Raw genomic sequence first — 25,591 nt, 5'->3', positions numbered from 1 at the left:
TAACGGTCTGGATCAGGCGCTGAGCCCGCCGAACAGGGTCGGCAGGTCGAGCGGGCGGAAGCCGTAATGGTCGAGCCAGCGCTTGTCCGCGTCGAAGAACGCCCTGAGGTCCGGCATGCCGTATTTCAGCATTGCGATGCGATCGATGCCCATTCCCCATGCAAAGCCCTGGTAGACGTCGGGATCGAGCCCGCAATTGCGGATGACATTGGGGTGCACCATGCCGCACCCCAGGATCTCGAGCCAGTCACTGCCCTCCCCGATCCGTACCTCATTGCCTGACCGGTCGCACTGCACGTCGACTTCCATGGAAGGCTCCGTGAAGGGGAAATAGCTCGGGCGAAAGCGCGTCACGACGGTATCGACCTCGAAAAAGGCCTTGAGGAATTCCTCGATCACCCAGCGCAATTGCCCGATATGGCTCGAGCGGTCGATCACGAGCCCCTCGACCTGGTGGAACATCGGGGTGTGCGTCTGGTCGCTGTCATGGCGGTAGGTCCGGCCGGGAATGACTACGCGGATCGGCGGCTTCTGCGCCTCCATGGTGCGGATCTGCACGGGCGAGGTATGCGTGCGCAGCACCTTCTTGATCCCGTCGGGCCCGGGCTTCATGAAGAAGGTATCGTGCATCTCGCGGGCAGGATGGCCCTCTGGGAAGTTGAGGGCGGTGAAATTGTAGTGGTCGGTCTCGATGTCCGGGCCTTCTGCGATGGCAAAGCCCATGTCGGAAAAGATCGCGGTGATCTCGTCGATCACCTGGCTCACCGGATGGATGCGCCCCGTTGCAGTGGGTGCAGGGCGGAGCGGCAGGGTGACGTCGAGGCGTTCGGCGGCGAGGCGCCGGCTCAGGGCCTCGACCTTGAGGTCGGTGCCGCGCGCCTCGATGGCGGCAGCGATTTCGGCCTTCAGCCCATTGATGGCGGGGCCGGCGCTCTTGCGCTCTTCGGGCGCCATGCTTCCGAGGCTTGCCAGAAGCGCTGACACCGACCCCTTCTTGCCGAGCGCGGCGACGCGCACCTGATCGAGCGCCCGCTCGTCTGTGGCACCGGCGATTGCAGCGGTGAGCTCGGCGCGAAGGGTCTCGATCTGGTCTTGCAGGGTCATGGCGCGGGACATCCGGTTACGGCAGAAGGGTCAGTGCGAGAACAAAAAGCCCTGCGCCATCCCTTCGGACGGCGCAAGGCTCAAATCAGCCTCGGCAATTTCGAGGTCGGCGCTGCCGGTCAGGCAGTGACGCGCGAATGGGTGGTCTCGTCGATCCCGGCGAGATAGCCGAGAGCCGACTTGGCCTGCGCAACCAGGGCACCGAACGCTTCGGGCTCATGGATGGCGAGGTCGGAGAGCACCTTGCGGTCGACGGCGATCTCGGCCTTGCCGAGGCCGTCGATAAATCGGGCATAGGTCAGCCCGTGATCGCGCACGGCGGCATTGATGCGCTGGATCCAGAGGGCGCGGAAATTGCGCTTCTTCACCCGGCGATCGCGATAGGCATACTGGCCGGCCTTTTCGACGGCCTGCTTTGCGATGCGGATGGTATTCTTGCGGCGGCCATAATAGCCCTCCGCGGCCTTCAAGACCTTCTTGTGACGGGCGTGGGCGGTGACGCCTCTCTTAACGCGTGCCATGTGTCAGATTCCTTTGATCAGCGTCGTTCTTAGCGGTGGTAGGGCATGTACCACTTGACCAGCCCCTCATCCCCCTTCTTCAGCACCTTGGTGCCGCGATTCTTGCGGATGTAGTCGGAGCTGTGGCTCAAGAGCCGGTGACGCTTGCCGGCGACGCCAACTTTGACGCGGCCGGTCGCAGTCATCTTGAAGCGCTTTTTGGCGCCTGACTTGGTCTTCATCTTGGGCATTTCGCTTGTCCTTTCCAGGGGCCCGATGGGCCAGCATAATCGAACCGCCACGGCATGCCTGTTGGCCGGGCGGTCCGGAGAAGGCGGCGTTATAGGGGTGAAGCGGACCGAAGGCAAGCCGCTCAGGCGACAATCTCCTGCCAGGCGGCATCCGCAAGGCTGCGGCGGGCGCTGGCGGCGATCTGGGACTTTTCGGACTGGGCGAGCATGTCCGAAACGATGTTGTTGGCATTGGCCGGATCGAGCACGGCGCGGCTTAGGAAGCTGCGCTCGAGATAGACGAGAACCGCCCAGACGTTCTCGGCCAGTCCGGCACGCCCCTGCCCGTCGAGCGCGGCAAGAACGCTAAGTTCCAGATAAAACGAGGGAAACGGCAGCCCCCGCTGGTCGCGCCAGAGCTTCATGAGGCGGATTTCATCGGTCAGTCCCGAGGCGCCTATGCCCCCGGCATGGAGCGCGGGCATGGTGGTCACGGTCTTGCCGGCACGGGGGAGAAAGAGCATGTGGGCGTCCGAGTCCCGGGCTTCCCGGCGGGCCGGGATGACGTCGACGAGCCGGCCCGAGACGCGGATGCCGATCGAGACGTTGCGCCGCTCCGGGCGGAGCCCCAGCGCCTCGAACCGCTGCCAGAGCGCCGCATAGGCCTCCTCGAGCGGGCGGGCGGTGTCGGGGGCGAGGACGGCGAGGAAATCGATCTGGCGTCCCGAGAGGTTTGCAGTGCCCTTTTCGAAGCTGCCGGCCGGCACGATCTCGAGGAAGTCCGGGCCCGCCCAGTCCCTGCAGATGGCGCCGACGCAGTCGACGAGCGCGGCGGGCAGTAGGCCGGGATCGCGTGGGACCGCCTCGCGCTCGAGAATGGCTTTGAGGTAATCGTCTGCCGTCAATTCCTGCTCCGCCAGTCTAAAAAGCGCCCGATGGCATGACCTAACGCCGAAAGCACGTGTTTGGTGCCGCGCCGAAAGACGAAATCCGCATATCGGGACGTGAGGCAAAGAAAAAGGGGACGGATCGTCTGATCCATCCCCTTTTTCAAGCTCTAATGTCTCTGCCGGTCACCGCGGAGCGAGGACCATGACCATCTGCCGACCTTCGGCGCGCGGCGCGGATTCAACCTTTGCCTTGGTCTCGACCTGGTCGCGCACCTTCAAAAGGAGCTCCATGCCGATGTCCTGGTGGGCCATCTCGCGGCCGCGGAAGCGCATCGTGACCTTGACCCGATCACCATCGTCGAGGAAGCGGTTGACCGCCTTCATCTTGGTTTCGTAGTCGTGGGTGTCGATGTTAGGCCGGAGCTGGATCTCCTTGACCTCGATCACCTTCTGCTTCTTTCGCGCCTCGGCGGCCTTCTTCTGGGCGGCATATTTGAACCGGCCCAAATCGAGCAGCTTGGCGACTGGAGGATTGGCATTGGGTGAGATGAGGACGAGGTCGAGCCCGGCTTCCTGAGCCATTTCAAGGGCTTCGCGCGTGCGCACGATCCCCTTGTTCTCCCCTTCGGCATTGATCAGCTGCACGTCGGGGCTGGAGATATCCTCGTTCGAGAGCGGCCCATCCTTCTGGGGCGCGACGGGTCTCATGGGACGACGAATGGCAAACTTTCCTTCTGTTGACCGAATAATGAGCGGAAATTCGGTGCTTAAAATCGTGGCAGAGCGGCCGGAAGTCAACAGCCAAACGCCGGACAGGCCTCTGCGGGGCATGAAACGCCCAAGCCTGTTGCGCGGTTGCGCATCTCTCCGCCATAGGCAAAACACGTATGAAATTTGACGGGAGTTGCACAATGTTTGACGTCCTGCACCGCACGATCGATGTCGGAACCGGACCGGCCGGCCGCCCGATCGCGACGATCCTCCGAAACGGGGATAACCCCGGCCTCTTCTGGCTCGGCGGCTACCGTTCGGACATGGAGGGCAGCAAGGCGCTCTGCCTCGATGCGCTGGGGGCGCGCGAGAGGCTGATGGTGACCCGGTTCGACTATTCGGGCCATGGCCGGTCGGGCGGGGATTTCCTCGAGGGCACCATCAGCCGCTGGCTCGAGGAGGCGCTCGCGGTCTTCGCCCTGACCGAGGGGAACCAGATCGTCATCGGCTCCTCGATGGGCGGGTGGCTTGCGCTGCTGCTCGCGCGGGCCCTGCGCCAGCGCGGCGAGAACCGGGTGCGCGGCATGGTGCTGATCGCGCCGGCGGTCGACATGACGGTGGACCTGATGGAAGCCGGCTTCACCCAAGCCGAGCGCGAGGCGATGGCGGCGAGCGGGCTCGTGCTGCAGCCATCGGACTATTCGGACGAGCCCTACCCGATCACGCGCGGGCTGATCGAGGATGGGCGAAGGCACCTGCTCTTTGGCAAGGGGATCGAGGCGGGGTGCCCGGTCACCATCCTGCAGGGGGGCAAGGACACCGACGTGCCGCCCGCCCATGCCCTGAAGCTGGTTTCGCATCTCCTCACCGACCCGGTGACCCTGACCCTCATCCCCGATGGCGACCATCGGCTGAGCCGGCCCGAGGATCTGCACCGCCTCGAACAGGCGGTGCTGCGCCATCGCGAAGAGATCGGGCTCTTCTGAACGGGCGGGCGATCAGGCGCCGGTCTGGCCGCGCGCCTCGGCGGCAAGGATTGCCGCGAGGCCCTCGCGGTAGGTGGGGTGGAGGAGCTCGATCCCGAGGATCTGGGTAATGGCCTTGGCCGAGACGCGCTTGTTGTCCGAATAGAAGGATCGCGCCATCGGGGTCATCTCGGCCTCCTCGAAGGGGATTTCGGGTGGCGGGTCCATGCCGATGAGGCCCGCGGCATGGGCGATGACGTCCTGGGGCGGGGCGGGCTCGGTATCGGCGAGGTTGAAGATGCCCCCGAGCCGGGCGGCGGCGGCAAGTGCGGTAACCCGGCCGATATCCTCGACATGGATGCGGTTGAAGACCTGGTCGGGCTTGACGATCCGCCGGGCGGTGCCGGCACGGAGCTTGTCGAAGCTCGACCGGCCCGGCCCGTAAATGCCGGCAAGCCGCAGGACCAGCAGCGGCACGCCGCGCTCGGCGGCATAGGCGGCCCAGGCCTCCTCGGCCTCGACCCGCTGGGCGGAGCGCAGGTTGACGGGCTTGGTCTTGGCGGTCTCGTCGATCCAGCTGCCTGCGAAATCGCCGTAAACGCCGACGGTGGAGTAGTAGCAGATCCATTCGAGCCCGGTAGCGGCGTCGAGATCGGCCCGGTGATGGGCGAGGACCGGATCGCCGGTTTCGCCCGGCGGGGTCGAAATGACGACATGGGTGGCGCGCACGAGATCGGGCCTCAGCGTCTCGCCCGGGGCGTCGCCGGTAAAGAGGTGGGCCGAGATGGCGTTGGGATCGAGGGCATCGCGCTTTGCGGGCCGCCTTGTGGTGCCGGCCAGCGCTGCCCCGCCATCGAGCGTTTCGAGAATGGCGCGGGCGGTGGCGAGGGCGGAATAGCCGAGGCCGAAGAAGAAAAATCTCATCATGGCTCCGTCAGGGTTCTTGGGAAACGAGCGGCGCCGTCCATTCGGCGCGCACCGCGGGGTCGGGCTCGACCGGGGCGTGGCGGGCGGCCAGCTGGGCCACCGCATCGGGATCTTCGAGCCGCCGCACCGCCCAAATGGCGGCGCCACGGACCCGGGCATCCTCATCGGCGAGGCGGGCGCGGGCGGCGGGCAGGAGCGCCGGATCGGCGCTGTTGCCGATGGCGATCAGAACGTTGCGCAGAAAGCGGGCAAGCCCGAGGCGCTTGATCGGCGAGCCCGCAAAGAGCGCGCGAAAGCCCCAATCGTCAAGGGCGACGAGATCCGACAGCGCCGGCGCGCGCAGGTCCTCGCGCGCCGCGAGGCGAGATTCGGCCGTGGCACGCGCGAACTTATTCCAGGGACAGACCGCAAGGCAATCATCGCAGCCATAGATGCGGTTGCCGAGCGCGGCGCGGAAGGCGACGGGGATCTGCCCCTGATGCTCGATGGTGAGATAGGCGAGGCACCGGCGCGCATCGAGCCGGAAGGGCGCGGGGAAGGCATTGGTGGGGCAGATGTCGAGGCAGCGCGTGCACGAGCCGCAGCTTTCGGGGTGCGGCGGATCAGCCGGCAGCTCGGCGGTGGTGAGGATCGCGCCGAGGAAGAGCCAGGATCCCGCATCGCGCGATACCAGCACACTGTGTTTGCCCTGCCAGCCGATGCCCGCGGCTTCGGCGAGCGGCTTTTCCATGAGCGGCGCGGTATCGACGAAGACCTTGACCTCGGCCCCGCTGCGGCGGGCGAGAAGGCCGGCGAGCTCCTTGAGCCTTCCCTTGATCAATTCGTGATAGTCGCGATTGCGCGCATAGACCGAGATGTTTCCGGTCGAGCGACGCGCGAGATCGGCGAGCGGATCGCTCTGGGGCCCGTAATTGAACCCGAGCATGAGGATGGAGCGCGCCTCGGGCCAGAGGGCGTTGGGATGGCCGCGCCGAAGCGCGGTCTCTTCCATCCAGGCCATGTCGCCATGCCAGCCGGCCGCCAGCGCCGCATCGAGCCGGCCGGGCAGGTCTGGCCTTGCATCGGCGCGGGTGACCCCGAGCGCGGTAAAGCCCAGCGCCATGGCCCGCGACCGGAGTTCGGCGAGGATGGCGGTGGGGTTTGATACGGCTTGCGCCAGGCTCAAAAATCGAGATCCGCATAGCCGCGATGGGCCGGCATGCCCGGGACGCGGTCGCTCAACAGGCTGCGGAAGGCGGGCCGCGACTTGATGCGCGCATACCAGTCGCGCGTCTCGACCGAGGTTTCCCAGGTGACATCGCCCAGATAATCGAGGCAGGAGAGGTGCGCAGCGAGCGCGAAATCGGCGAGCGTCATGACGTCGCCGGCGATCCAGTGGCGCGTGGCAAAGAGCCAGTTGAAGTAAAGCATGTGCTCGACGAGGTTCGCCTTGGCGACACGGAGCACGGATGGATCGGGCGTGCCGCCGCGCTGGTCGCGCTTGACGATCTTTTCCTCGATGACATAGCGGGTGACTTCGTCATTGAGTTTTGAGAGCACCCATTCCATCAGCCGCCAGACCTCGGCACGCCCGGCATGGGTGGCCGGAAAGAGCCCTTCGACCGTCGTCGGGGAAAAGCGCTCCTCGATGGCATGGATCACCGCCAGCGCACCCACGACCGGAGGCTCGTGATCTTCCACGAGGAGGATGGGGACGGTGGCGGCGGGGTTGATCTCGAGCAGCAGCGGATCGCGCGACCAGGGCTTGATCGCCTCGAGCTCCACCCCGACGCCATATTCGGCGAACATGAGCCTGGCCAGCCGCGAGGCGGGATCCAGCGTGTGGTGGAGAAGCCTTGCCATTCAGTCGCCCCTAAAATGGGTCGGTTGCATCCGGTTCCGGCCCCGGATCCGGGCCGGGCGGCGCCGTTCTCGTCCCCCAAAGGGCAGGATCGCGGCGCCCAATCTGGCCTTGACCCCCCAAATCGGGATAGAAGCGCCGCGCGGCCAGAAGCCGACCGTTTGGAATTTGGAGATCAGATGAACGCCGATCAAGGTCTTTTTGTGCCGCTGATCCTCGGGATTATCGAAGGACTTACCGAATTCATACCGGTTTCGTCCACAGGCCACCTGCTGCTGGCCGGGTATTTCCTCGGCTTCGACAGCCCGGGACGGACCTTCGAGGTGCTGATCCAGCTCGGGGCGATCCTCGCCATCGTCGTCATCTACTTCCAGCGGCTGGTGCTGATCGCGCGCGATGCGCTGGCGGGCAAGCCCGGCGCGTGGCGGTTCATCCTCGGGGTGGTGCTGGCCTCGTTTCCGGCGGCGATCGTGGGCGTGCTCGCGCACGATTTCATCAAGAGCGTGATCTACGAGACGCCGGTGGTGATCTGCGTGATGCTGATCCTGGGCGGGGTGATCCTGCTTTATGTCGACCAGCTGAAGCTGACGCCCAAACATACCGACATCTACAATTACCCCCCGCTGCTGTGCCTGGGGATCGGGCTCTTCCAGGTGCTGGCGCTGGTGCCCGGGGTCTCGCGCTCGGGCGCGACAATCGTGGGGTCGCTCCTGATGGGGACCGACAAGCGGAGCGCGGCAGAATTCACCTTCTTCATCGCCCTGCCGATCATGACCGGGGCGTTCGGCTACGACCTCTGGAAGAACCGCGACCTCATCACCACCGAGCTCGGGCTCGGCATCGTCGTGGGGTTCGTCTCGGCCTTCATCGTCGCGGTCTTCGTCGTGCGCTACCTGCTCGACTTCATCTCGCGGCACGGCTTTGCGCCCTTTGCCTACTGGCGCATCTTCGTGGGCGCAGTCGGGCTCTGGGCGCTGCTGCTGTTCGGCTGAGCGGGGCGGCCCCTGCCAGGGCCGGGGCTCAGCTCGTCTGGCGGTCGAACTGGCCGTTGCGGCGGAAGCGCCAGAGATAATCGGGCAGGATCGCATCCATCGAGGTGGGGAGAATGCCGAAGGCCGCAAGCGTGCGGTGCTCGGCAATCGCCTCGGGGGAGACGACATTGTCGCGCTGCAGCAGCGTGATCTGGTCCCCGGTGAGGAGCGGCCGGGGCAGGACCGAAAAGACCATCGCCATGGCGCGCGCCACCGGCACGGGCAGCGGCAGGAGCAGGTTCGACCGCCCGGTTGCCTTGAGGACGCGCTCGGTCAGCTGCCGGTAGGTCTCGATGTCGGGCCCGCCGAGCTCGTAGATGCGGCCACCGGGGACCCCGCCACCGACCGCGATCGCGATGGCTTCGGCGACATCGCCGACATGAACCGGCTGGAAGCGCGACTGCCCGCCGATCAGCGGCAGGACGGGGCTCATGCGGGCGAGGCTGCCGAGGAGATTGAAAAAGCCGTCGCCCGGGCCGAAGACGATGGAGGGCCGGATGATCACGGCCTCCGGGAAGGCTTCGAGCACGGCCTCTTCGCCCGCCGTCTTGGAGCGGGCAAAGCCGCTCCCCTCGACGCCTTCGAAGCCGAGCCCCGACATGTGGACGAGCCGGGTGACGCCCGCTTCGCGCGCAGCCTCGGCGACGGTCGCGGCGCCCCGCGCATTGACGGCGGCAAAGCGCTGGCGGCCCTTCTCGAAGCCGATGCCGACGAGGTTGACCACGGCCCCTGCCCCGGCGATCGCCTGGCGCACCGAGGCAGCATCGCGGATATTGGCCTGGACCGGCACGACCTGCCCCACCCCGCCCAGCATGCGCACATGGCCGGCAAGATCGGGGCGGCGCACCGCAACGCGCACGCGATGGCCGCGGCGGGCCAGCGCCTGCACGAGCTGGGTGCCGATGAACCCCGAGCCGCCGAAGACGGTGACGAGGGTGTTCTCATGGTCCATGGACGTGCTCCAACAGGTTTGGCCGCGGCCGTTCCCTGGAGGCGGGCGGCGGGCGGTCAGGGGGTCTTGCGGTGCCCGGAAAGCGCTCCGGGCGGGCTTGCGGAACGCTCTAAACCCAAGGGGATGCACCTGTCGAGCACGATCCGCGCTTTGGCGTTGACAAGTCCGCTCACTCTGCCCTAGGTAGCGGCGCCCATCAGTGCCCTGGTGGCGGAATTGGTAGACGCGCACGGTTCAGGTCCGTGTGTCGCAAGACGTGGAAGTTCGAGTCTTCTCCAGGGCACCAATCGGCGCAAGGCCTCCCTTCGGGGAGGCTTTTTGCTTTTGGGGGTGGGGCGGGGACGGGGCGGGAGCCTTTCCAAGGCCATGTTGGTGTGGCATCAAGCCTCAAGGCTCGGAGTGCGGAGGTTTTCCGTCCGCGCCTTTGTCCAGTCCAATCCAGCTCCAAGAGTGCTTCATGACCGTCAGACTGCATCGGGGTGACTTGCCCGACCTTTCCCGCTATGGCCGCGAAGTCGCCATCGACACCGAGACGATGGGGCTCGACCCGCGCCGGGACAGGCTCTGCGTCGTGCAGCTTTCGCCCGGGGACGGCAGCGCCGATGTCGTGCAGATCCCCGCGGACGGGGCCGATGCGCCGAACCTCAGGGCGCTGCTCGGCGATCCGGGGGTGACGAAGCTCTTTCATTTCGCGCGCTTCGACATGGCCGTGCTCAAGCACCGCTTCGGGGTGGTGACGGGGCCCGTCTACTGCACCAAGATCGCCTCGAAACTCGTGCGCACCTATACCGACCGGCACGGGCTCAAGGACCTCGCGCGCGAACTGCTCGGGGTCGATCTCTCCAAGCAGCAGCAGAGCTCGGACTGGGGCGCGGAGACGCTGAGCCAGGCCCAGCTCGACTATGCGGCCTCGGATGTTCTTTATCTGCACGACCTCAAGCGGCACCTCGACCGCATGCTCGAGCGCGAAGGGCGGACGGGGCTGGCCAAGACGTGCTTCGAGTTCCTCGCGACGCGGATCGAACTGGACCTCTTGGGCTGGGACGAAACCGACATCTTCGCCCATAGCTGACGCCGATGGGGGCGGAGGCCGCAGACTGGCGGGACGCGGACGACCGGGGGGGACGCCGGGGGCTCTATCGCCGGCTCGCCCGTCGCAACCGTTTCGTCAGCGGGCTGCGGCTTCTGGTCCCGGCGTGCGGCTTCCTCGCGCTCGGACTATTCGGGCTCCAGATCCTGAGGCTCGATCTCGGGCCCGAATTCGAGATCGGCCCGATCAGCATCGACCGCGAGACGATCACCGTCGCCGCGCCGCGCTATGGCGGGGTGACGGCGGAGGGGCTGAGCTACCGGGTCGAGGCGGGCGCGGCGCGGGCGAGCGTTTCTGATACCGATACGATCACGCTATCCGATGCGCTGATCTCGGCGACGCGCGCCGATGGCAGCATCATCGCGGCGCAGGCCGGAGAGGCCGTCATGGAGGTGAGCCGGCAGCTGATCACCGTGCCGGGCACGATCACGCTGACCGACACGCTGGGGAGCGCCGGCACGATCACCGGCATGGCGCTCGATTTTCCGGCGCGGCGCGTATCGAGCGCGGGCGGGGTTTCGATCACCTTTGCCGATGGCGCACGCCTCGAGGCGGATCGGATGGAGTATGATGCGCAAGCGGGCGTGACGCAGTTTTCGAACGTGCGGATGCGCCTTCTGGGCACGCCGGGAGTGGACCGATGAAACGGATGCTGGCAGCGATCGGAATGGGACTGGCGCTTTGCGGGGCGGCGCTCGGGCAGGCCAATGTCCCGGTCGAGATTTCGGCGGACAGCTTCGTCGTCGAGGAGGCGACGGGACGGGGCGTCTTTTCGGGCAATGTGAGGGTGGAGCGGGGCAATCTCAGCCTCGAGGCGGCAGAGGTGAGCGTCGTCTCCCCCGATGGCAGCGCAACGGCGATCTCGAGCTTCGAGGCGACCGGATCGGTGCGCATCCGGACCCCCGACCAGCGCGCGAGCGGCGAGCGGGCGCGCTATGATCCGACGACGCAGATCCTGCGGCTCTCGGGCAATGTCGAGGTGACCAACGCCACCGGTACGCTCAGGGGCCCCGAACTCGTCATCAACCTTGCAACCAACGTCTCGACCTTTTCGAGCGGCGGGAGCGGGGGTCGGGTGACCGGAGTGTTCACCCCCCAATGAGCGCGGCAGCGCAGAGCGGGCGGCTCGACCAGACCGGGTGGCTCGTCGCCCACGGCATTGCCAAGAGCTTCGGCAAGAAGGCGGTGGTGCACGATGTGAGCCTCGCCATCCGCCGCGGCGAGGCGGTGGGGCTGCTCGGGCCAAACGGCGCGGGCAAGACGACGGTCTTCACCATCATCATGGGGCTCGTGAAGCCCGATCGCGGCGACATCCTGCTCGACGGGCTCAAGATCACCCATCTGCCGCTCTTCCAGCGCGGGCGGATGGGGGTGGGGTATCTGCCCCAGGAGCCATCGATCTTTCGCGGGCTGAGCGTCGCCGACAACATCCTCGCGGTGCTCGAAGGGCATGTGCGCGGGCGCAAGGCGCGGCGCGATCGGCTCGAAACGCTTTTGACGGATTTTTCCATCGCCCATCTGCGCAACACCAATGCGCTGGCGCTTTCGGGCGGGGAGCGCCGACGCGTCGAGATCGCCCGGGCGCTTGCGGCCGACCCGCTCTTCATGCTGCTCGACGAGCCCTTTGCGGGGGTCGATCCGATCGCGGTCGCGGAGGTCAAGGGGCTGGTGAAAGCGCTGACGGCGCGCGGCATCGGGGTGCTGATCACCGACCATGCGGTGCGCGAGACGCTGAGTCTGGTCGATCGGGCCTATCTCATCCATGACGGGCGGGTGATGATCCAGGGCCGGCCCGAAACCATCGCCGCCGACCCCGAGGCGCGGCGGGTCTATCTGGGCGAGAGCTTCTCGGTCTAGAGCCGCACTCACTTTTGCCGCCCCTCTGGCACGGAACTTGCCTTCGCCGCGCAATTGCGCAATGGTCCGCCTCGCACTTGGTGATCTTGCGTTCGGGGGAACGGATATGGGCCTAACGCCCAGGCTGGAGGTGCGTCAGTCGCAATCGCTGACGCTGACGCCGCAATTGATGCAGTCGATCCGGCTGCTGCAGCTGAGCCATCTCGAACTCAACGCCTTCGTCGACGCCGAACTGCTGCGCAACCCCCTGCTCGAGCGCGAGGACGGCTCGGGGCCGGACCAGGCCGAGGGTGGCGAGGGCGGGGAGCCCGAAGGCCCGGCCGCCCCCGAGACCCCGAGCGAGCTCAGCGCCTATGAGGACACCGTCAGCCATGCGGACCGTATCCAGTCCGCCGACGCGATCGCGGACGGCTATGACACGGCCGTCGAGAACGTCTTTCCCGAGCAGACCGGCCCGGACCGGCTGGGCGGCGGATCGGGCCCCGGCGAAAGCGCCTCGGGAGATGGCGGGGAAGCGGCCGATCTCGACCAGTTCGTTGCGTCGCGGCCGAGCCTTTCGGAACATCTGTCAGACCAGGTCGGGCTGATCCTGCGCGATCCCGCCGAGCGGATCATCGCCCGGTTCCTCATCGACAGCCTCAACGAGGCGGGGTATCTGGTGACCGACCTCCAGACGGTCGCCGAGCAGCTGGGGACGAGCCCAGGCCATGTCGAAGCGGTGCTCCTCAAGATCCAGGGCTCTGAGCCCGTCGGCGTCTTTGCGCGCGACGTGCGCGAGTGCCTGATGATCCAGCTGCGCGAGAAGAACCGCTACGACCCGCTGATGGCGCGCCTGCTCGACAATCTCGAACTGGTCGCAGGCCATGACATGGCGGGGCTGATGCGCGCGGTAGGCTGCGATCGCGAAGACCTGATCGAGATGCTGGCCGAACTGCGCGACCTCGATCCGCGCCCCGGCAAAGCCTTCGAGGGCGGGCCGGTGGAAGCCGTCGTGCCGGACGTCTTCGTGCGGCAGGGGCCGGGCGGGGACTGGGCGCTGGAACTCAATGCCGACATCCTGCCGCGGGTGCTCATCAACCGCACCTATTATGCGAGCGTGACGCGAAGGACGCGGGACCCCGGGGAAAAGGCCTTCCTCGTCGACTGCCTTTCGACCGCGAACTGGCTCGCCAAGAGCCTCGACCAGCGCGCGCAGACGGTGCTGAAGGTCGCCGCCGAGATCGTGCGCCAGCAGGACGGATTTCTGCTGCACGGGATTTCGCATCTGCGCCCGATGACGCTGAAGCTCGTCGCCGAGGCGATCGGCATGCATGAATCGACCGTGAGCCGGGTGACGGCGAACAAATACATCTCGACCCCGCGGGGGCTCTTCGAGATGAAATATTTCTTCACCACCGCGCTCGGCTCCTCGAGCGGCGGGGAAGACCATTCGGCCGAGGCGGTGCGGCACCGGATCCGCCAGCTCATCGAGGCGGAGAGCCCCAAGGCGATCCTCTCGGACGACACCATTGCCGAAACCCTGCAGCGCGAGCAGGGGATCGAGGTGGCGCGACGCACCGTGGCCAAATATCGCGAGGCGATGAACATCCCGTCATCGGTCATAAGGCGGCGCCAGAAACGGGCGCTGGCCGAGGCGCGCTGAGGCCCTGAAACCCCCGGAATGCGGGCCTGTCAAGCCTGGGCGGGCCCGGTTGGCCCGCCAGTTGCCGATTGCCTCGCCGCCCGACCCGGGTCTAGACTCCTCATGGGCGGCCACCCACATCCGTTGGTGGACGTTCCAGCCACTAATAAGATGAGGTATGTCATGACCTTGCGCGTTTCCGGAAAGAATATGGACGTGGGAGAGGCTCTTCGCACCAAGGCCGAGAATCATTTCGACGCGGTGGTGAAGAAGTATTTCGATGGCGGGTATTCGGGCCATCTGACCCTCGAGCACGAAGGATCGGGCTTCCAGGCCCAGTGCCTCGTGCACCTGGATTCCGGAGCGGTGCTGCAGGCCAGCGCCTATGGCGGGGACGCGACCTCCGCCTACGAGATCATGTCGGGGCATATCGAGAAGCGGCTGCGCCGCTACAACCGCAAGCTCAAGAGCCATCGCCGCAAGGGCGAGACCGGCGAAGTGCTGCAGGCCCAGTCCTACGTTTTGCAGTCGACCGATGACGAGGAGGAACTGGCCGAGGACTTCTCCCCCGCCGTCATCGCCGAGACCACTTCGAACCTGCGCCAGATGAGCGTGGGCGAGGCCGTGATGGAGCTCGACCTGACCCAGTCCGACGTGGTGATGTTCCGCCACGCTGGACATGGCGGGCTGAATGTGGTCTACCGCCGGGCCGACGGCAATATCGGCTGGATCGACCCCGCGCTCAGCGCCAATTAGCAGATCCGGCATCACCGCCTACACTCGATCCACATTGGGCTTTCTTCATGGAACTTGCCGAGATTCTGCCTGAGAAGGCTGTCATTGCTTGCTCGGGCATCAAGTCAAAGCGTGAACTGCTTGAAGTGCTTGCGGCGCGGGCCGCCGAGCTGACCGGCCAGGACGGCGACGCCATCTTCGAAGCGCTGAACCAGCGCGAACAGCTGGGCTCGACCGGGCTCGGCAATGGCATCGCGGTGCCGCACGGCAAGTTCGCAGGGCTCGGGGATGTGGTGGCGGTGTTCGCCCGGCTCGATCATGCGGTGGATTTCGACGCGCTGGACGACGAGCCCGTCGACATCGCCGTGATGCTGCTCGCGCCCATGGGCGCGGGCGCAGACCATCTGAAGGCGCTGGCCAAGGTGGCGCGGGTCCTGCGCACCGAGAGCCTCGTCGAGGATCTGCGCCGGACAAGCGATCCGGCCGAGCTCCACGCCATTCTGAGCCGGCCCCTCGCCTCGACCCAGGCAGCCTGACGCCTTCGGGGCGAATTCGCCTTCCAAAAAAACGAAAGCGCCTCCGGCTGGCCGGGGGCGCTTTTGCGTGGGCGGAGGGTGTTGCCGTGCTCAGTGGAGCGCGGCGATCCCCACATTCTTGTCGGCGAGCCATTCCTCGACCGCCTCGGTGCTGTCAGCGACCAGAAGCGGCGAGCCATCGGCGGAGACGACGAGCTGGAGCTCCTCGTCCTCGGCGAAATCGGGCTCGTTCATCATAAGCGCGAGCGCGTCGCCGCGGATCGGCCGGATGTAGACCACCGCATTGCCGCCAAGCGCCATGAACTGCGCCGGCGTGAGGTCCCGCAGCGGATTTGCGGGCTCGGTGTGGCTTCTCTGTTGCATGTCGGTTCCCCTTTCTAGGCAGAACGGATGTCGATGCGACGGGCTTTCTTTTCGGTGCGCGGGCGTTTCAACTCTATGCCCAGCATGCCGTTTCGCAATGTGGCGTCCTGGACCACAACGCCGTCAGCGAGCAGAAAGCTGCGCTGGAACTGGCGGGCGGCGATGCCGCGGTGAAGGAATTGCCGGGAGGGGTCGTCCTTCTGGCGGCCGCGCACGACGAGCTGGTTGTCCTCGGCCAGGATCTCGAGTTCGGTTTCGTCGAACCCGGCGACCGCAATGGAGATGAGGAACATCTCGCTGCCATCCTCCTCGACACGCCGCTCTATGTTGTAGGGCGGGTAGCCGTCGGCCGCCCTTGCGAGGCGGTCGACCCGCTCCTCGAGGGCATCGAAGCCCAGAAGGAAGGGGGCGGAAAAGAGCGAGACACGGGGCATCTGGCTTTGCGTCCTTTTTCAAGCAACGTCACTGTCGCGGCCCAAGTTTCTGCGGCACCGCGAGCATGGCCGATATATTGTGGACGAACCGACAGGCTTCAAGGTGAGACGGGGTGGGAATGGACCGGACGGTATCGATCGTCATGCCGGCCTTTAGGGCGCAGGACGGCATAGTGGGGGCGGCACGAAGCGTGCTCGGGCAGACCCATGCCGATTTCGAGCTCGTCATCGTCAGCGATGACGGGGTGGACTACGAGGCGGTGCTCGGGGCGCGGGGGATTGCCGACGAGCGCATCCGGCACGTCTCTTCGGGCAATGTGGGGAGCGGGGCGTCGCGGGCGCGTAATTTCGGCCTTGCCGCGATGACCGGGCGCTATGGCGCGGTGCTCGACGCGGATGACCGGATGAAGCCCGAAAAGCTCGCCATGGGCGTCGCGGCGCTCGAGGCCCACGCAATCGTGACCACGGCGCTGGATGTGGTGGATGCGGAGGGGCGGCATTTGCGGTTCGTCGGGGCGGGACCGGATCGTGCGCTGCGGCCCGGGACGCACAAGTTCACCTCTCTTTCGATGGATTCCATGGTGCTCTGGGACCGGGAGGCGACCGATGCGCGCTATGACCCGGAGATGCCCAACCTCAACGATCTCGATTTCCTGCTGCGGCTCTACCGGGCGGCGCCGGCCTCATACCATCTGGGCACGCCGCTCCACGAGTATGTGAAGCTGCCGGTGTCGCTCAGCAACGGGCCGGGCGTGGAGGCGCGGATGATCGCGGCCAAGACGACGCTGAGGCGCCGGCTCGCAGAGGGCTATTACGGGCTGCCGGCAGAGGATGTCGAAGGGCTCGACCGGTTTCTCGCCATCTCGCTCGAGGCCGAGAAGCGTTTTGCCGCGGCGCTGGCGGAAAGGCCGGGGCTCCTCTTTGAGGATCACCTCGAGCCGATGCTGGCGGCAAGCTCGCCTGCGTAGGGGATGGCGGGCTGGGCGCCGGGCTTGAGGCAGGCAAGGCTCGCGGCGATCGTCGCGCGGGCCATGGCGTCTTTGAGGGTGAGCCCCGCATCGAGCCCGGCGGCGAGATAGCCGCAGAAGGTGTCGCCGGCCCCGACCGTATCGAGCGGGGTGATAGGGAGAGCCGCGGCCACGAGCCTGCCATCGGGGCCGAAGCTGCGCGCCCCCTCGCCTCCGAGCGTCACGATGATGGTGCGCCCGGTGCGGTTCGCCCAGGCCTCCATCTGAGAATCGAGATCGCCGGCGTCGCCCTGGCCCCCGGCCTTGCCCATGAGAAGGGCGAATTCGGTCTCGTTGGCGATGACGATGTCGGCCTCTTCGGCAAGGGCGGCGGTATCGGGCAGGAAGGGCGCGGTGTTGAGGATCGAGACGACGCCGCTCTGGCGCGCAAGGGCGAGGGCACGGGCGGTGGCCGGCTGCGGTATCTCCTGCTGGAGGAGGAGGATGTCGCCTCGGGCCATGGCACCGAGGGCGCGCATGGCGGCCGCCTCGTCGACCGCGGCATTGGCGCCCGGGAGGATCGCGATGACGTTCTCGCCCTTTTCATCGACAAAGATCATGGCGATGCCGGTGGCCCCGGGCACGCGCGCGACATCGGAAAGATCGACGCCATCGGAGGTGAGGAGCCTGAGCGCGACCTCGGCGAAGGCATCCTCGCCCACCGCGCCCACCATGCGCACGGCGGCGCCGGCGCGACGGGCGGCGAGCGCCTGATTGGCGCCCTTGCCGCCCTGGGCGACCGAGAAGGTGCCCCCCGCGACGGTTTCGCCGGGGGCGGGTAGGCGCGTGACGGTGCCGATCTGATCGAGATTGACCGAGCCGAGGACCGTGATCATCTGCGGAAATGCCTCCGGGGCGTCTGGGAAACCGGGCCGATCAGCGCGGAATTGCGGGCTGGGCGAAGGCGGCGGCCTCGGCATCGAGAAGCTCGCCCATCACCGCGTCGAACGCGGCATCCTCGCCGAGGACGATGCCGAACTGGCTCGAGAGCACCTCGCGGATCTCGATGACCGATTCGAGCTCGCGCCGCTCGGTCTCGCCGCCGATGGTGTGGATGGTGAGGTGGTTGTTGTCGAGCGCGAGCCGCCGGCCGCGGCCGGGGCGCGCGACGACGAGGCGCTGCTTGAACCGGGAACTCGGATGGGTGGACTGGAACCAGTTGGGCGCTTCGTAGTCGATCTCGAACTGTTCGGTCGTCTCGAACTGGTAGAGCGGGCGCCACTCCTCGCCGACCAGCGCCTCGAGCCGATAGACGGGCTCCTCCCCGGTGATGCGGAAGGTCTCGTGGGGGGTTTCCTGCTCGATGCCGGTCTTGAGCTTGAGGGGTGCAGTGAGCGTCAGCCCGCCGAACCCGACATCGGCCAGATAGGTGGTGCCCCCGAGTTCGACCGCCATGGCCATGTGGCTGCGCTGGCCGACGGCCCCTTCGGGCCGGTTCCAGAGGATGCGGGCAGCAAGCCCGGTGACGGTGTAGCCGAGGCTCTTGAGGACGCGCATGAAGAGCAGGTTCTGTTCATAGCAATAGCCGCCCCGCTTGCCCGCAACGAGCTTCTGCTCGATGCTGGCGCGGTCGAGCAGGACCGGGCGGCCGACCAGGGGCTCGATGTTTTCGAACGCGATCGCCGTGGGATGGGCCAGATGCAGCGCCTGCAGCGTCGAGAGGTTCGGCGCGATCGAGCCGGCAAAGCCGACGCGGTCGAGATAGGCGTTGAGTTTGGCGTCTTCACTCATAAACACTGATTCCCGGTGGTTCAGCCGCGCAATATGGCGGTGGCGCCGACACTTGTCACGCGCGAGGAGGGATGCAGGCTGGCCCCCTCGACCCGACCGTGGCAAAACGGGGCTCGCCAGCGCGAGGACAGAAGAATGGCCCTGAACGAAACCCCGCAGACGATCGCCGCGCTCGCCAGCCGCCACGGGCTCGATATCGTGCCCGAGACGGTAAGGTTCAACAGCGCCGGGCTCGACTTTCTCGTCGCCTTCGCGGCTGACCGGGCGGGAGCGGACTGGGTGCTGCGCCTGCCGCGCCGTCCCGACGTCGTGAGGAAGGGCGAGGGCGAGGCGCGGATCCTGGGGCTCGTCGGTCCGCGCCTGCCGCTCAGCGTGCCCGACTGGCGGGTGAGGAGCGAAACGCTGATTGCCTATCCCCTGCTCGCGGGACAGCCCGGCATCACCGTCGACACCGAGACGATGACGCCGACCTGGCATTTCGACCAGGGGTCGGAGGCCTTTGCCGAGAGTTTCGGGCGCGCGCTCGCGGCGCTGCACGCGATACCGCACGAGGCGGCGCGCGAGGCGGGCCTCACCGTGCTCTCGCCCGAAGACGTGCGCTCGGCAATGCTGCTCGATCTGGGCCGGGTGCGCGAAGGGATCGGCATCGGGGCCCCGCTCGAGGCGCGGATCAGGGCCTGGATCGACAATGATGCGCTCTGGCCGGAATTCTCGGTCTTCGTCCATGGCGATCTCTACCCCGCCCATGTGCTGATCGATGCCCAAGACCGGGCGTGCGGCATCATCGACTGGACCGAGGCCAAGGTCTCCGACCCCGCAATCGACCTTGCCATGCACCTGCTCGGCTTCGGGCCTGAAGGGCTCGAACAGTTGCTCGTTCACTACCGGGAAGCGGGCGGGCGGACCTGGCCGGGGCTTGCGGACCATTGCGCGGAGCGGGTTGCTGCCGGTCCGCTCAATTACGGGCTCTTTGCGCTCGAAAGCGGGGACGCGAGCCATCTGGCCGCGGCGCGCGAACAGCTCGGGGTTGGGGACTGACCGGGCGGCTCAGGCGCCGCGCAGCGCCGCAATGGTGCGCGCGACAGCCTCGGGATCGGTGACGGTCAGCTCGTATTCGCGCGACAGCGCCGTGCCGCCCATGCCGACATGGGGGTTGCGATAGACCATGGCGCTCGGCCCGGTGGAGGGAGCGGAGAAGTGGAATTCGGCCGCGCCGGTTTCGGAGGCGATGCGGGCGATATTGGTCTCGTCGAGCCCGCCACAGACCATGACGACGAGCCGGTCGCCTGCCGCGGCGATGGTGCGCCGCAGGATCGGCAAGCCCTCGGCGGCGCTGTCGCGCTGCCCGCTGGTGAGGACCCGCGCCACTCCGACGCGGATCAGCGCCTCGACGGCCTCCTCAGGATCGCGCGTCATGTCGAAGGCGCGATGACAGGTGACGCTCATCGGACCGGCGGCCTCGACGAGCCGCGCCATCCGATCCTCATCGATCACCCCCTCGGGCAGGAGGCACCCGATCACCGCCCCCGGTACGCCCATGCGGGCAAGGGCGCGAAGCTCCTCGCCCATGGCGGCGAACTCTTCTTCGGAATAGTGGAAATCCCCGCCGCGCGGACGCACGATCACATGAACGGGGATGCTGAGCCGGTCGAGCGTGCGCGCGACGACCCCGATGCCCGGCGTGATGCCGCCCTCGAGCAGGCTCGCGCAGAGCTCGACCCGGTCGGCGCCACCCGCTTCGGCCGCGATGGCGCCGTCGACCCCCTCGACGCAGAGTTCGACGAGCGGGCGGGCGACGGAAAGATGGGACATCGAAAGCTCCTTTGGGACAGGGGCGATGTTGCAGGGCTTTACCCGGGTGGCAAGCCCTAGGGGCCCGACCGAACCGGAAAGCTACGGTGGTGATCGGTAGGAGACCGGTGCCGCGGCTTACCGAAACCGAAACCCTCCCGCCCCGAGGCTAGCCCCACCATAGGGAGCCGACGGGACCATGGCGCGGGCAGGACGGAGGATAAGGGGCAGATCGGGGTTCGGCGCGGCCGAGGCGGGCACGGCAGCGATCGAGTTTGCCATTCTGGTGCCGGTCTTCCTCCTCTTCATCTGCGGCATCCTCGCCTATGGAATCTATTTCGGGGCGTCCCATTCGATCCAGCAGATCGCGGCGGATGCGGCGCGCACCTCGATCGCGGGGCTGAGCCGCGCCGAGCGCGACCAGCTGGTGGCCGATTTCATTTCGAGCAATGCGGGCGCCTATGTGCTGATCAGCCCGGCCGCCCTCAGCTACGAGATCGGCGACAAGCCGGACGATCCCAGCCAGTACCTCGTCACCATCCGCTACGACGCTTCGCGCCTGCCGATCTGGAACCTCTATCTGCCCCTGCCCCTGCCCGATCGCATGATCAGCTACTCCTCGACCATCCGCCGGGGCGGCCTCTGATGGGGCTTTTGGCGCGGCTCCTGGCATTGGGGCGCCACGAGGGCGGCAATGTCGCGCTTCTTTTCGGCCTGCTCCTTCCGGTCTTCGTGCTCGCGGCCGCGTTCGCGGTGGATGAAGCGGCGCTCTACCACGAACGCCGGCTGACCCAGTCGAGCGTCGACCTCGCCGCGATCGCCGCGGTCGCCAATCCCGGGGGCGCAGAGGCAGTGGCGCGGACGGTGCTCGCCGATACGGGTCGGGGCGAGGGCGCGCTCGTCGTCGAGACGGGGCATTATGCCGCCGACCCCGCGCGCGCCGCCCAGGACCGGTTCGTGCCCGATGCACTCCCCACCAATGCGGTGCGCATAAGCTATGAGCATGAAGGCCAGCTCCATTTCGCGCGGCCCTTCATGGCGCCGCCCAGGATCGGGGCGATGGCGGTGGCAAGCACGAGCCCCGAGATCGCCTTTTCGATCGGCTCGCGGCTTGCCCGGCTCGAGGGCGGGATCGCCAACCAGATCCTTTCGCGCCTTCTGGGCGCGAGCGTCGCGCTCGATGCGGTGAGCTATCGCGGGCTCGCCAATGCCAGGGTGGGGATATTGCCACTTCTCGATGCGCTCGCGATCGAGCTCGGCATCGATGCGGGCACGTTCAACGACGTGCTCGCGGCCTCGGCCGATCACGGGCAGATTGCCCGGGCGCTCTCGGGCCTGCTCACAGGGACCGAGGCGAGCGCGGCGCAGGTGCTGGCGCTGCGCACGGGCGGCAATGGCAGCGTGCCGCTGGGGCGGCTCTTTGCGCTTGGGGATCTGGGCGGGCTGGCGCTCGGGATGGGAGAGCGCCCGGCGCTTTCGGCAGAGGTGGGGGCGCTCGAGGTGCTGGGGGCCGCCGCGATGCTGGGGACGGGCAACAGGCAGGTCGAGATCACGGCGCCCGTCGAGGTGCCGGGGCTGCTCTCGCTCTCGACGCGGCTCGCCATCGGCGACCCGCCGCAGGGGAGCGCCTGGTACCGGATCGGGCCGGCGGGCGGGGTGGTGCGGACCGCGCAGGTGCGGATGCGGTTCGTCGCGCGGCTCCTCGGTTCGCCCGTGCTGCTGGGGGCGCAGGTGAGCGTGCCGCTCTTTCTCGAAATCGCCTCGGGCGAGGCGCGGGCCATCGACGCGACCTGCCCGACGGGGCCGGGCCACCGGGGCGGGGCGGTGATCGCGGCCGAGCCGGGGCTGGCGCGGCTCGTCCTCGGGACGGTGCCCGACGAGGCGTTCGGCAATTTCGCCAGTCCGGCGAACCCGCCTGCGGCAACGCTTCTCCATGTGCCGATCGTTCTTTCGATAACGGCGGAGGCCGAGGCAAGGGTGGGCAATGGCACCCCGGCGCCCCTCGTGTTCAGTTCGGCCGACATCGCGGCCGGGACGGTGCGGAGCGCGCGCACGGCCGATTTCACCCAGTCGCTGACGGCAACGCTGCTGGGTTCGCTCAACCCAACCATCCGTCCGCTCGGGCTCGGCATCGGGCTCTCGCCGGTCTCACTGATCCGCAGCACGCTCATCGGGCTCCTGACCCCGCTCGGGCGCGAGGTGGACCGGGTGCTTCTCGAAGTGCTCGACGTGCTCGGGCTTTCGCTCGGCGAGGTCGACGTCATCGTCCATGACGTGCGGTGCACGACGCCGGTGCTGGTGCACTGAGCGCCGGCGGTTGACAAAGCATGCCGCAGGGGCCGAAATCGCTTCCATACAACATGCGTGGGGAGCGCAGGACAATCCATGGCTTTGCTACACGAGGACCGGCTGTTCGATGCCGAGCCGCAGGCGCGCGCGGTGGCGCGGGCGCTTTATCAGACGATCAGGGACCTGCCGCTGGTCTCCCCGCACGGGCATACCGACCCGCGCTGGTATGCGCAGAACGAGAACTTCGCCGATCCCGCGCAATTGCTGATCGTGCCCGACCACTACATCTTCCGGATGCTGTTCAGCCAGGGCGTGCGGCTCGAGGATCTGGGCGTGCCGAGCGCCGACGGACGCGCGGTGGAGACCGACGGACGCACCATCTGGCGGCGGTTCGCAAGCCATTACCACCTCTTTCGCGGGACGCCGAGCCGGCTCTGGCTCGACCACACGCTCGAGACCCTGTTCGGGATCGACGCGCCGCTCACCGAGGCAAATGCGGATGACCAGTTCGACCGCATCGCGGACTGCCTCGCCCGGCCCGAATTCAAGCCGCGCGCGCTGTTCGAGCGGTTCAACATCGAGGTGATCGCAACGACCGACGGGGCGCTCGATGACCTCCGCTGGCACAGGATGATCGCCGAGAGCGGCTGGAGCGGGCGCGTCGTCACCGCCTATCGGCCCGATGCGGTGGTCGACCCCGATTTCGAGGGCTTTGCGGGCAATCTCGACCGTCTGGCGGAGATCACAGGCGAAGATACGGGGCGCTGGCAGGGCTATCTGGATGCCCACCGGGCGCGCCGGGCCTATTTCAAGACGTTCGGGGCGACTTCGTCCGACCATGGTCATCCGACGGCCGAAACGGCAAATCTTGGGCCCGCGGAGGCTGAGGCGCTCTTTGAGCGCGTGCGCACCGGGCGCGCCGAGCCGGGCGAGCGGGCGCTCTTTCGCGCGCAGATGCTGACCGAAATGGCGAAGATGAGCCTTGATGACGGGCTGGTCCTCCAGATCCACCCGGGCGCCTGGCGCAATCATTCGGACCCGATGACCAAGGCCTTCGGGCGGGACAAGGGCTTCGATATCCCCACGCGCACCGACTATGTCGCGGCGCTGAAGCCGCTGCTCGACGCGGTCGGGTGCGAGCCCGGGCTCACGGTCATCGCCTTCACGCTCGACGAAACGAGCTATGCGCGCGAACTCGCGCCGCTCGCCGGGGTCTATCCGGCATTGCGGCTCGGCCCGCCCTGGTGGTTCCATGACAGCCCCGAGGGGATGCGGCGCTTCCGCGAGATGGCGACCGAGACGGCGGGCTTTTACAATACGGTGGGGTTCAACGACGACACGCGCGCCTTCCCCTCGATCCCGGCCCGGCATGACGTAGCGCGCCGGATCGATTGCGCGTTCCTCGCCCGGCTCGTCGTCGAGCACAGGCTGCGCGAGGACGAGGCGTTCGCGCTTGCCCCCGAGCTCGCCTATGGGCTCGCCAAGCGCGCCTACCGGCTCTGAGGGGCGACGGGGTGTCGCGATAAAGGTTTTTTGATCCGCCTTTTCGCAACGCCCCCGAGGACCGGGGCTTAATGCTCCATGAACCGCCCGACGCCGGGACCAACCGGCGCGGGCCCATCATGGAGACCAACATGCTTCGCACTTCGACACTCCTCGTCAGCACCATGCTGACAGCGAGCCTGCTTGCCGCACCCGTGCTGGCGCAGGACCAGATGAACGAAACGACCCCCGCCCAGGAAGTGGAGGGGGTTCCGCCCGCCGAGGGCGGCGAGGCCGCCGGCGGCGCGCCGGTCGAAACCAATCCGCCCAACGCCCCCGAGCAGGAGCCGGCGTTCGAGGAGCAGACGCGCGCACCCCAGCCCGCGGACATGCCCGAAACGGCAACCGAAGTCTTCGCCGAAGGCCTGCCGCATGCCTGGGCCATGGAATTCCTGCCCGATGGGCGGGTGCTGGTGAACGCCAAGGCCGGCGTCATGCATGTGGTCGACACCGAGGGCAATGTGGGCCCTGAGATCACCGGACTGCCCGATGTGCACGCCCAGGGCCAGGGCGGGCTTCTCGACCTGGCGCTCGCGCCCGATTTCGAAAGCTCGAACCGGATCTTCTTCTCGTTCGCCGAGCCGCGTGAAGACGGCAATGGCACGAGCGTCGGCCGCGCGACGCTGGTGCTCGATGAGGATGGCGGCGGCACGCTCGAGGATGTCGAGGTCATCTTCCGACAGACCCCGAGCTATGACGGGAACCTCCATTTCGGCTCGCGGCTCGTCTTCAACGATGAGGGTGAACTCTTCGTCACCGTCGGCGAACGGTCCGACCCCGAGCCGCGCGTGCAGGCCCAGGAACTCGAAAGCGGGCTCGGCAAGGTGTTCCGCATCGACGAGACGGGTGCCGCCATCTCCGACAATCCATTCGTCGAGGTCGAGGGCGCGCTGCCCGAGATCTGGAGCCTCGGGCACCGCAACGTGCAGGCCGCGACCCTCGATGGCGAGAACCGCCTCTGGATCGTCGAGCACGGCCCGCGCGGCGGGGACGAGCTCAACCAGCCCCAGCCGGGCATCAATTACGGCTGGCCGGAGGTGACCTATGGCATCGAATATAGCGGCGACCCGGTCGGTGAAGGCATCACCCGCTCGGCCGAGACCGAGCAGCCGGTCTATTACTGGGATCCGGTGATCGCGCCTTCGGGCATGGCCTATTACGAGGGCGATGAATTCCCCGAATGGGAGGGCGCGTTCCTCGTGGGCGGGCTGGTTTCGACCGGCATCGTCGTCATCCATGTCGAGGACGACCGCGTCGTCTCCGAAGAGCGCGTGCCGCTCGAGGCCCGCGTCCGCGACGTGCGCGTGGGTCCCGACGGGGCGGTCTATGCCCTGACCGAGAACCCCAATGAGGGGAGCTCCACCATCGTGCGCGTCTCGCGCGCACAATAGAGCGAGCAGAGCCGGGAAAGGCCGTGTACCCCTTGAGACCAGCGGAACGAACCG

29 protein-coding genes and 1 tRNA gene are annotated in these 25,591 nt (G+C 67.3%); 16 read left to right on the top strand and 14 right to left on the bottom strand.

Annotated elements, in window-relative coordinates; all coding sequences use genetic code 11:
• Nucleotides 1-12: 12 nt before the first annotated feature.
• From pheS to infC, 5 genes are all read right to left on the bottom strand, one after another.
• Entirely contained in the window at nt 13-1,104 is a 1,092-nt protein-coding gene (pheS, locus tag EMQ25_RS13705) for a phenylalanine--tRNA ligase subunit alpha (protein WP_127189140.1), read from the bottom strand.
• A 119-nt stretch (nt 1,105-1,223) separates the two neighbouring features.
• Nucleotides 1,224-1,625: a 50S ribosomal protein L20 gene (gene rplT, locus EMQ25_RS13700; protein WP_127189139.1), complete on the bottom strand. Its 402-nt coding sequence runs from the start codon at nt 1,623-1,625 to the stop codon at nt 1,224-1,226.
• Nucleotides 1,626-1,654: 29 nt separating this feature from the next.
• Nucleotides 1,655-1,855: a 50S ribosomal protein L35 gene (gene rpmI / locus EMQ25_RS13695; RefSeq protein ID WP_127189138.1), complete on the bottom strand. Its 201-nt coding sequence runs from the start codon at nt 1,853-1,855 to the stop codon at nt 1,655-1,657.
• A gap of 122 nt (nt 1,856-1,977) precedes the next feature.
• Nucleotides 1,978-2,739, bottom strand: a complete 762-nt coding sequence (locus tag EMQ25_RS13690) for a nucleotidyltransferase family protein (protein WP_127189137.1) — start codon at nt 2,737-2,739, stop codon at nt 1,978-1,980.
• A 168-nt stretch (nt 2,740-2,907) separates the two neighbouring features.
• Nucleotides 2,908-3,444, bottom strand: a complete 537-nt coding sequence (gene infC / locus EMQ25_RS13685; RefSeq protein WP_192895673.1) for a translation initiation factor IF-3 — start codon at nt 3,442-3,444, stop codon at nt 2,908-2,910.
• A gap of 191 nt (nt 3,445-3,635) precedes the next feature.
• On the opposite strand from infC, the gene EMQ25_RS13680 reads away from it, so the two are divergent.
• On the top strand, nt 3,636-4,421 hold the full coding sequence (locus EMQ25_RS13680) for an alpha/beta hydrolase (RefSeq protein ID WP_127189135.1): 786 nt from the start codon (nt 3,636-3,638) through the stop codon (nt 4,419-4,421).
• Nucleotides 4,422-4,433: 12 nt separating this feature from the next.
• On the opposite strand, the gene EMQ25_RS13675 is transcribed toward EMQ25_RS13680, so the two are convergent.
• From EMQ25_RS13675 to EMQ25_RS13665, 3 genes are read right to left on the bottom strand one after another with little or no spacing between them, the layout of a single operon-like run.
• Nucleotides 4,434-5,324, bottom strand: a complete 891-nt coding sequence (locus EMQ25_RS13675) for an NAD-dependent epimerase/dehydratase family protein (protein WP_127189134.1) — start codon at nt 5,322-5,324, stop codon at nt 4,434-4,436.
• Between the two features lie 10 nt (nt 5,325-5,334).
• The gene (gene queG / locus EMQ25_RS13670; RefSeq protein ID WP_425290240.1) at nt 5,335-6,492 is read right to left on the bottom strand and encodes a tRNA epoxyqueuosine(34) reductase QueG; all 1,158 of its coding nucleotides are present in this window, start codon (nt 6,490-6,492) and stop codon (nt 5,335-5,337) included.
• A complete protein-coding gene (locus tag EMQ25_RS13665; protein WP_127189133.1) occupies nt 6,489-7,169 on the bottom strand; it encodes a glutathione S-transferase family protein in 681 nt (226 codons plus the stop codon). The genes queG and EMQ25_RS13665 overlap by 4 nt, the downstream gene beginning before the upstream one ends.
• A 177-nt stretch (nt 7,170-7,346) precedes the next feature.
• Between EMQ25_RS13665 and EMQ25_RS13660 the strand changes: the two genes are divergently transcribed.
• Complete coding sequence (locus tag EMQ25_RS13660) at nt 7,347-8,159, top strand: undecaprenyl-diphosphate phosphatase (RefSeq protein WP_127189132.1); 813 nt, start codon at nt 7,347-7,349, stop codon at nt 8,157-8,159.
• Between the two features lie 28 nt (nt 8,160-8,187).
• On the opposite strand, the gene EMQ25_RS13655 is transcribed toward EMQ25_RS13660, so the two are convergent.
• Nucleotides 8,188-9,150 carry a complex I NDUFA9 subunit family protein gene (locus EMQ25_RS13655; RefSeq protein ID WP_127189131.1) on the bottom strand — a complete coding sequence of 321 codons (963 nt, stop codon included), beginning with the start codon at nt 9,148-9,150 and terminating at the stop codon, nt 8,188-8,190.
• A 201-nt stretch (nt 9,151-9,351) separates the two neighbouring features.
• Between EMQ25_RS13655 and EMQ25_RS13650 the strand changes: the two genes are divergently transcribed.
• From EMQ25_RS13650 to EMQ25_RS13615, 8 genes are all read left to right on the top strand, one after another.
• Nucleotides 9,352-9,436 (top strand) — tRNA-Leu (locus EMQ25_RS13650).
• 171 nt (nt 9,437-9,607) lie between these two features.
• Entirely contained in the window at nt 9,608-10,222 is a 615-nt protein-coding gene (locus EMQ25_RS13645; protein WP_127189130.1) for a ribonuclease D, read from the top strand.
• Between the two features lie 5 nt (nt 10,223-10,227).
• Nucleotides 10,228-10,884, top strand: a complete 657-nt coding sequence (locus EMQ25_RS13640) for a hypothetical protein (protein ID WP_127189129.1) — start codon at nt 10,228-10,230, stop codon at nt 10,882-10,884.
• A complete protein-coding gene (locus EMQ25_RS13635; RefSeq protein WP_127189128.1) occupies nt 10,881-11,342 on the top strand; it encodes an LptA/OstA family protein in 462 nt (153 codons plus the stop codon). Before EMQ25_RS13640 ends, EMQ25_RS13635 begins: the two co-directional genes overlap by 4 nt.
• Nucleotides 11,339-12,097 carry an LPS export ABC transporter ATP-binding protein gene (lptB, locus tag EMQ25_RS13630; RefSeq protein ID WP_127189127.1) on the top strand — a complete coding sequence of 253 codons (759 nt, stop codon included), beginning with the start codon at nt 11,339-11,341 and terminating at the stop codon, nt 12,095-12,097. The genes EMQ25_RS13635 and lptB overlap by 4 nt, the downstream gene beginning before the upstream one ends.
• A 106-nt stretch (nt 12,098-12,203) precedes the next feature.
• Nucleotides 12,204-13,739 carry an RNA polymerase factor sigma-54 gene (gene rpoN / locus EMQ25_RS13625; protein WP_127189126.1) on the top strand — a complete coding sequence of 512 codons (1,536 nt, stop codon included), beginning with the start codon at nt 12,204-12,206 and terminating at the stop codon, nt 13,737-13,739.
• Between the two features lie 162 nt (nt 13,740-13,901).
• Nucleotides 13,902-14,474, top strand: a complete 573-nt coding sequence (locus tag EMQ25_RS13620; protein ID WP_127189125.1) for a ribosome hibernation promotion factor — start codon at nt 13,902-13,904, stop codon at nt 14,472-14,474.
• A 47-nt stretch (nt 14,475-14,521) separates the two neighbouring features.
• A complete protein-coding gene (locus EMQ25_RS13615; protein WP_127189124.1) occupies nt 14,522-14,989 on the top strand; it encodes a PTS sugar transporter subunit IIA in 468 nt (155 codons plus the stop codon).
• A 90-nt stretch (nt 14,990-15,079) separates the two neighbouring features.
• Here EMQ25_RS13615 and EMQ25_RS13610 read toward each other — a convergent pair whose 3' ends face one another.
• Both EMQ25_RS13610 and EMQ25_RS13605 read right to left on the bottom strand, forming a co-directional pair.
• Nucleotides 15,080-15,352, bottom strand: coding sequence for a DUF1150 family protein (locus tag EMQ25_RS13610; RefSeq protein WP_127189123.1), 273 nt, complete (start codon nt 15,350-15,352; stop codon nt 15,080-15,082).
• A gap of 14 nt (nt 15,353-15,366) precedes the next feature.
• Entirely contained in the window at nt 15,367-15,786 is a 420-nt protein-coding gene (locus tag EMQ25_RS13605) for an Hsp20 family protein (RefSeq protein WP_127189122.1), read from the bottom strand.
• A 119-nt stretch (nt 15,787-15,905) separates the two neighbouring features.
• Here EMQ25_RS13605 and EMQ25_RS13600 point away from each other — a divergent pair, with 119 nt between their 5' ends.
• Nucleotides 15,906-16,754 carry a glycosyltransferase family 2 protein gene (locus EMQ25_RS13600; RefSeq protein ID WP_127189121.1) on the top strand — a complete coding sequence of 283 codons (849 nt, stop codon included), beginning with the start codon at nt 15,906-15,908 and terminating at the stop codon, nt 16,752-16,754.
• Here EMQ25_RS13600 and EMQ25_RS13595 read toward each other — a convergent pair.
• A complete protein-coding gene (locus tag EMQ25_RS13595; RefSeq protein WP_127189120.1) occupies nt 16,715-17,629 on the bottom strand; it encodes a ribokinase in 915 nt (304 codons plus the stop codon). The two genes, EMQ25_RS13600 and EMQ25_RS13595, sit on opposite strands and share 40 nt — an antisense overlap.
• Before the next feature lie 40 nt (nt 17,630-17,669).
• Nucleotides 17,670-18,524: an arylamine N-acetyltransferase family protein gene (locus tag EMQ25_RS13590; protein ID WP_127189119.1), complete on the bottom strand. Its 855-nt coding sequence runs from the start codon at nt 18,522-18,524 to the stop codon at nt 17,670-17,672.
• A 135-nt stretch (nt 18,525-18,659) separates the two neighbouring features.
• Between EMQ25_RS13590 and EMQ25_RS13585 the strand changes: the two genes are divergently transcribed.
• On the top strand, nt 18,660-19,562 hold the full coding sequence (locus EMQ25_RS13585) for a macrolide 2'-phosphotransferase (protein WP_127189118.1): 903 nt from the start codon (nt 18,660-18,662) through the stop codon (nt 19,560-19,562).
• A gap of 9 nt (nt 19,563-19,571) precedes the next feature.
• On the opposite strand, the gene EMQ25_RS13580 is transcribed toward EMQ25_RS13585, so the two are convergent.
• Complete coding sequence (locus tag EMQ25_RS13580; RefSeq protein ID WP_127189117.1) at nt 19,572-20,336, bottom strand: copper homeostasis protein CutC; 765 nt, start codon at nt 20,334-20,336, stop codon at nt 19,572-19,574.
• A 178-nt stretch (nt 20,337-20,514) separates the two neighbouring features.
• Here EMQ25_RS13580 and EMQ25_RS13575 point away from each other — a divergent pair, with 178 nt between their 5' ends.
• The 4 genes from EMQ25_RS13575 (at nt 20,515) to EMQ25_RS13560 (ending at nt 25,537) form a co-directional block, all read left to right on the top strand.
• Nucleotides 20,515-20,961, top strand: a complete 447-nt coding sequence (locus EMQ25_RS13575) for a TadE/TadG family type IV pilus assembly protein (protein WP_127189116.1) — start codon at nt 20,515-20,517, stop codon at nt 20,959-20,961.
• Complete coding sequence (locus EMQ25_RS13570; RefSeq protein ID WP_127189115.1) at nt 20,961-22,622, top strand: TadG family pilus assembly protein; 1,662 nt, start codon at nt 20,961-20,963, stop codon at nt 22,620-22,622. Before EMQ25_RS13575 ends, EMQ25_RS13570 begins: the two co-directional genes overlap by 1 nt.
• 78 nt (nt 22,623-22,700) lie before the next feature.
• Nucleotides 22,701-24,107, top strand: coding sequence for a glucuronate isomerase (gene uxaC / locus EMQ25_RS13565; protein ID WP_127189114.1), 1,407 nt, complete (start codon nt 22,701-22,703; stop codon nt 24,105-24,107).
• A 131-nt stretch (nt 24,108-24,238) separates the two neighbouring features.
• Nucleotides 24,239-25,537, top strand: coding sequence for a PQQ-dependent sugar dehydrogenase (locus EMQ25_RS13560; protein WP_127189113.1), 1,299 nt, complete (start codon nt 24,239-24,241; stop codon nt 25,535-25,537).
• Nucleotides 25,538-25,591: the final 54 nt, after the last annotated feature.

The sequence above is a fragment of the Arsenicitalea aurantiaca genome, from assembly GCF_003994485.1.
Lineage (GTDB): Bacteria > Pseudomonadota > Alphaproteobacteria > Rhizobiales > Devosiaceae > Arsenicitalea > Arsenicitalea aurantiaca.
Note: the sequence above shows the minus strand (reverse complement) of the source record. Positions and strands in the feature narration are given on the sequence as shown.

Bases quoted from the DNA above. Each gene is read 5' to 3' on its own strand.
- pheS (WP_127189140.1), bottom strand. From the start codon at position 1,104: ATGACCCTGCAAGACCAGATCGAGACCCTTCGCGCCGAGCTCACCGCT.
- rplT (WP_127189139.1), bottom strand. From the start codon at position 1,625: ATGGCACGCGTTAAGAGAGGCGTCACCGCCCACGCCCGTCACAAGAAG.
- rpmI (WP_127189138.1), bottom strand. From the start codon at position 1,855: ATGCCCAAGATGAAGACCAAGTCAGGCGCCAAAAAGCGCTTCAAGATG.
- EMQ25_RS13680 (WP_127189135.1), top strand. From the start codon at position 3,636: ATGTTTGACGTCCTGCACCGCACGATCGATGTCGGAACCGGACCGGCC.
- EMQ25_RS13675 (WP_127189134.1), bottom strand. From the start codon at position 5,324: ATGAGATTTTTCTTCTTCGGCCTCGGCTATTCCGCCCTCGCCACCGCC.
- EMQ25_RS13665 (WP_127189133.1), bottom strand. From the start codon at position 7,169: ATGGCAAGGCTTCTCCACCACACGCTGGATCCCGCCTCGCGGCTGGCC.
- EMQ25_RS13660 (WP_127189132.1), top strand. From the start codon at position 7,347: ATGAACGCCGATCAAGGTCTTTTTGTGCCGCTGATCCTCGGGATTATC.
- EMQ25_RS13655 (WP_127189131.1), bottom strand. From the start codon at position 9,150: ATGGACCATGAGAACACCCTCGTCACCGTCTTCGGCGGCTCGGGGTTC.
- EMQ25_RS13645 (WP_127189130.1), top strand. From the start codon at position 9,608: ATGACCGTCAGACTGCATCGGGGTGACTTGCCCGACCTTTCCCGCTAT.
- EMQ25_RS13640 (WP_127189129.1), top strand. From the start codon at position 10,228: ATGGGGGCGGAGGCCGCAGACTGGCGGGACGCGGACGACCGGGGGGGA.
- EMQ25_RS13635 (WP_127189128.1), top strand. From the start codon at position 10,881: ATGAAACGGATGCTGGCAGCGATCGGAATGGGACTGGCGCTTTGCGGG.
- lptB (WP_127189127.1), top strand. From the start codon at position 11,339: ATGAGCGCGGCAGCGCAGAGCGGGCGGCTCGACCAGACCGGGTGGCTC.
- rpoN (WP_127189126.1), top strand. From the start codon at position 12,204: ATGGGCCTAACGCCCAGGCTGGAGGTGCGTCAGTCGCAATCGCTGACG.
- EMQ25_RS13620 (WP_127189125.1), top strand. From the start codon at position 13,902: ATGACCTTGCGCGTTTCCGGAAAGAATATGGACGTGGGAGAGGCTCTT.
- EMQ25_RS13615 (WP_127189124.1), top strand. From the start codon at position 14,522: ATGGAACTTGCCGAGATTCTGCCTGAGAAGGCTGTCATTGCTTGCTCG.
- EMQ25_RS13610 (WP_127189123.1), bottom strand. From the start codon at position 15,352: ATGCAACAGAGAAGCCACACCGAGCCCGCAAATCCGCTGCGGGACCTC.
- EMQ25_RS13605 (WP_127189122.1), bottom strand. From the start codon at position 15,786: ATGCCCCGTGTCTCGCTCTTTTCCGCCCCCTTCCTTCTGGGCTTCGAT.
- EMQ25_RS13600 (WP_127189121.1), top strand. From the start codon at position 15,906: ATGGACCGGACGGTATCGATCGTCATGCCGGCCTTTAGGGCGCAGGAC.
- EMQ25_RS13595 (WP_127189120.1), bottom strand. From the start codon at position 17,629: ATGATCACGGTCCTCGGCTCGGTCAATCTCGATCAGATCGGCACCGTC.
- EMQ25_RS13590 (WP_127189119.1), bottom strand. From the start codon at position 18,524: ATGAGTGAAGACGCCAAACTCAACGCCTATCTCGACCGCGTCGGCTTT.
- EMQ25_RS13585 (WP_127189118.1), top strand. From the start codon at position 18,660: ATGGCCCTGAACGAAACCCCGCAGACGATCGCCGCGCTCGCCAGCCGC.
- EMQ25_RS13580 (WP_127189117.1), bottom strand. From the start codon at position 20,336: ATGTCCCATCTTTCCGTCGCCCGCCCGCTCGTCGAACTCTGCGTCGAG.
- EMQ25_RS13575 (WP_127189116.1), top strand. From the start codon at position 20,515: ATGGCGCGGGCAGGACGGAGGATAAGGGGCAGATCGGGGTTCGGCGCG.
- EMQ25_RS13570 (WP_127189115.1), top strand. From the start codon at position 20,961: ATGGGGCTTTTGGCGCGGCTCCTGGCATTGGGGCGCCACGAGGGCGGC.
- uxaC (WP_127189114.1), top strand. From the start codon at position 22,701: ATGGCTTTGCTACACGAGGACCGGCTGTTCGATGCCGAGCCGCAGGCG.
- EMQ25_RS13560 (WP_127189113.1), top strand. From the start codon at position 24,239: ATGCTTCGCACTTCGACACTCCTCGTCAGCACCATGCTGACAGCGAGC.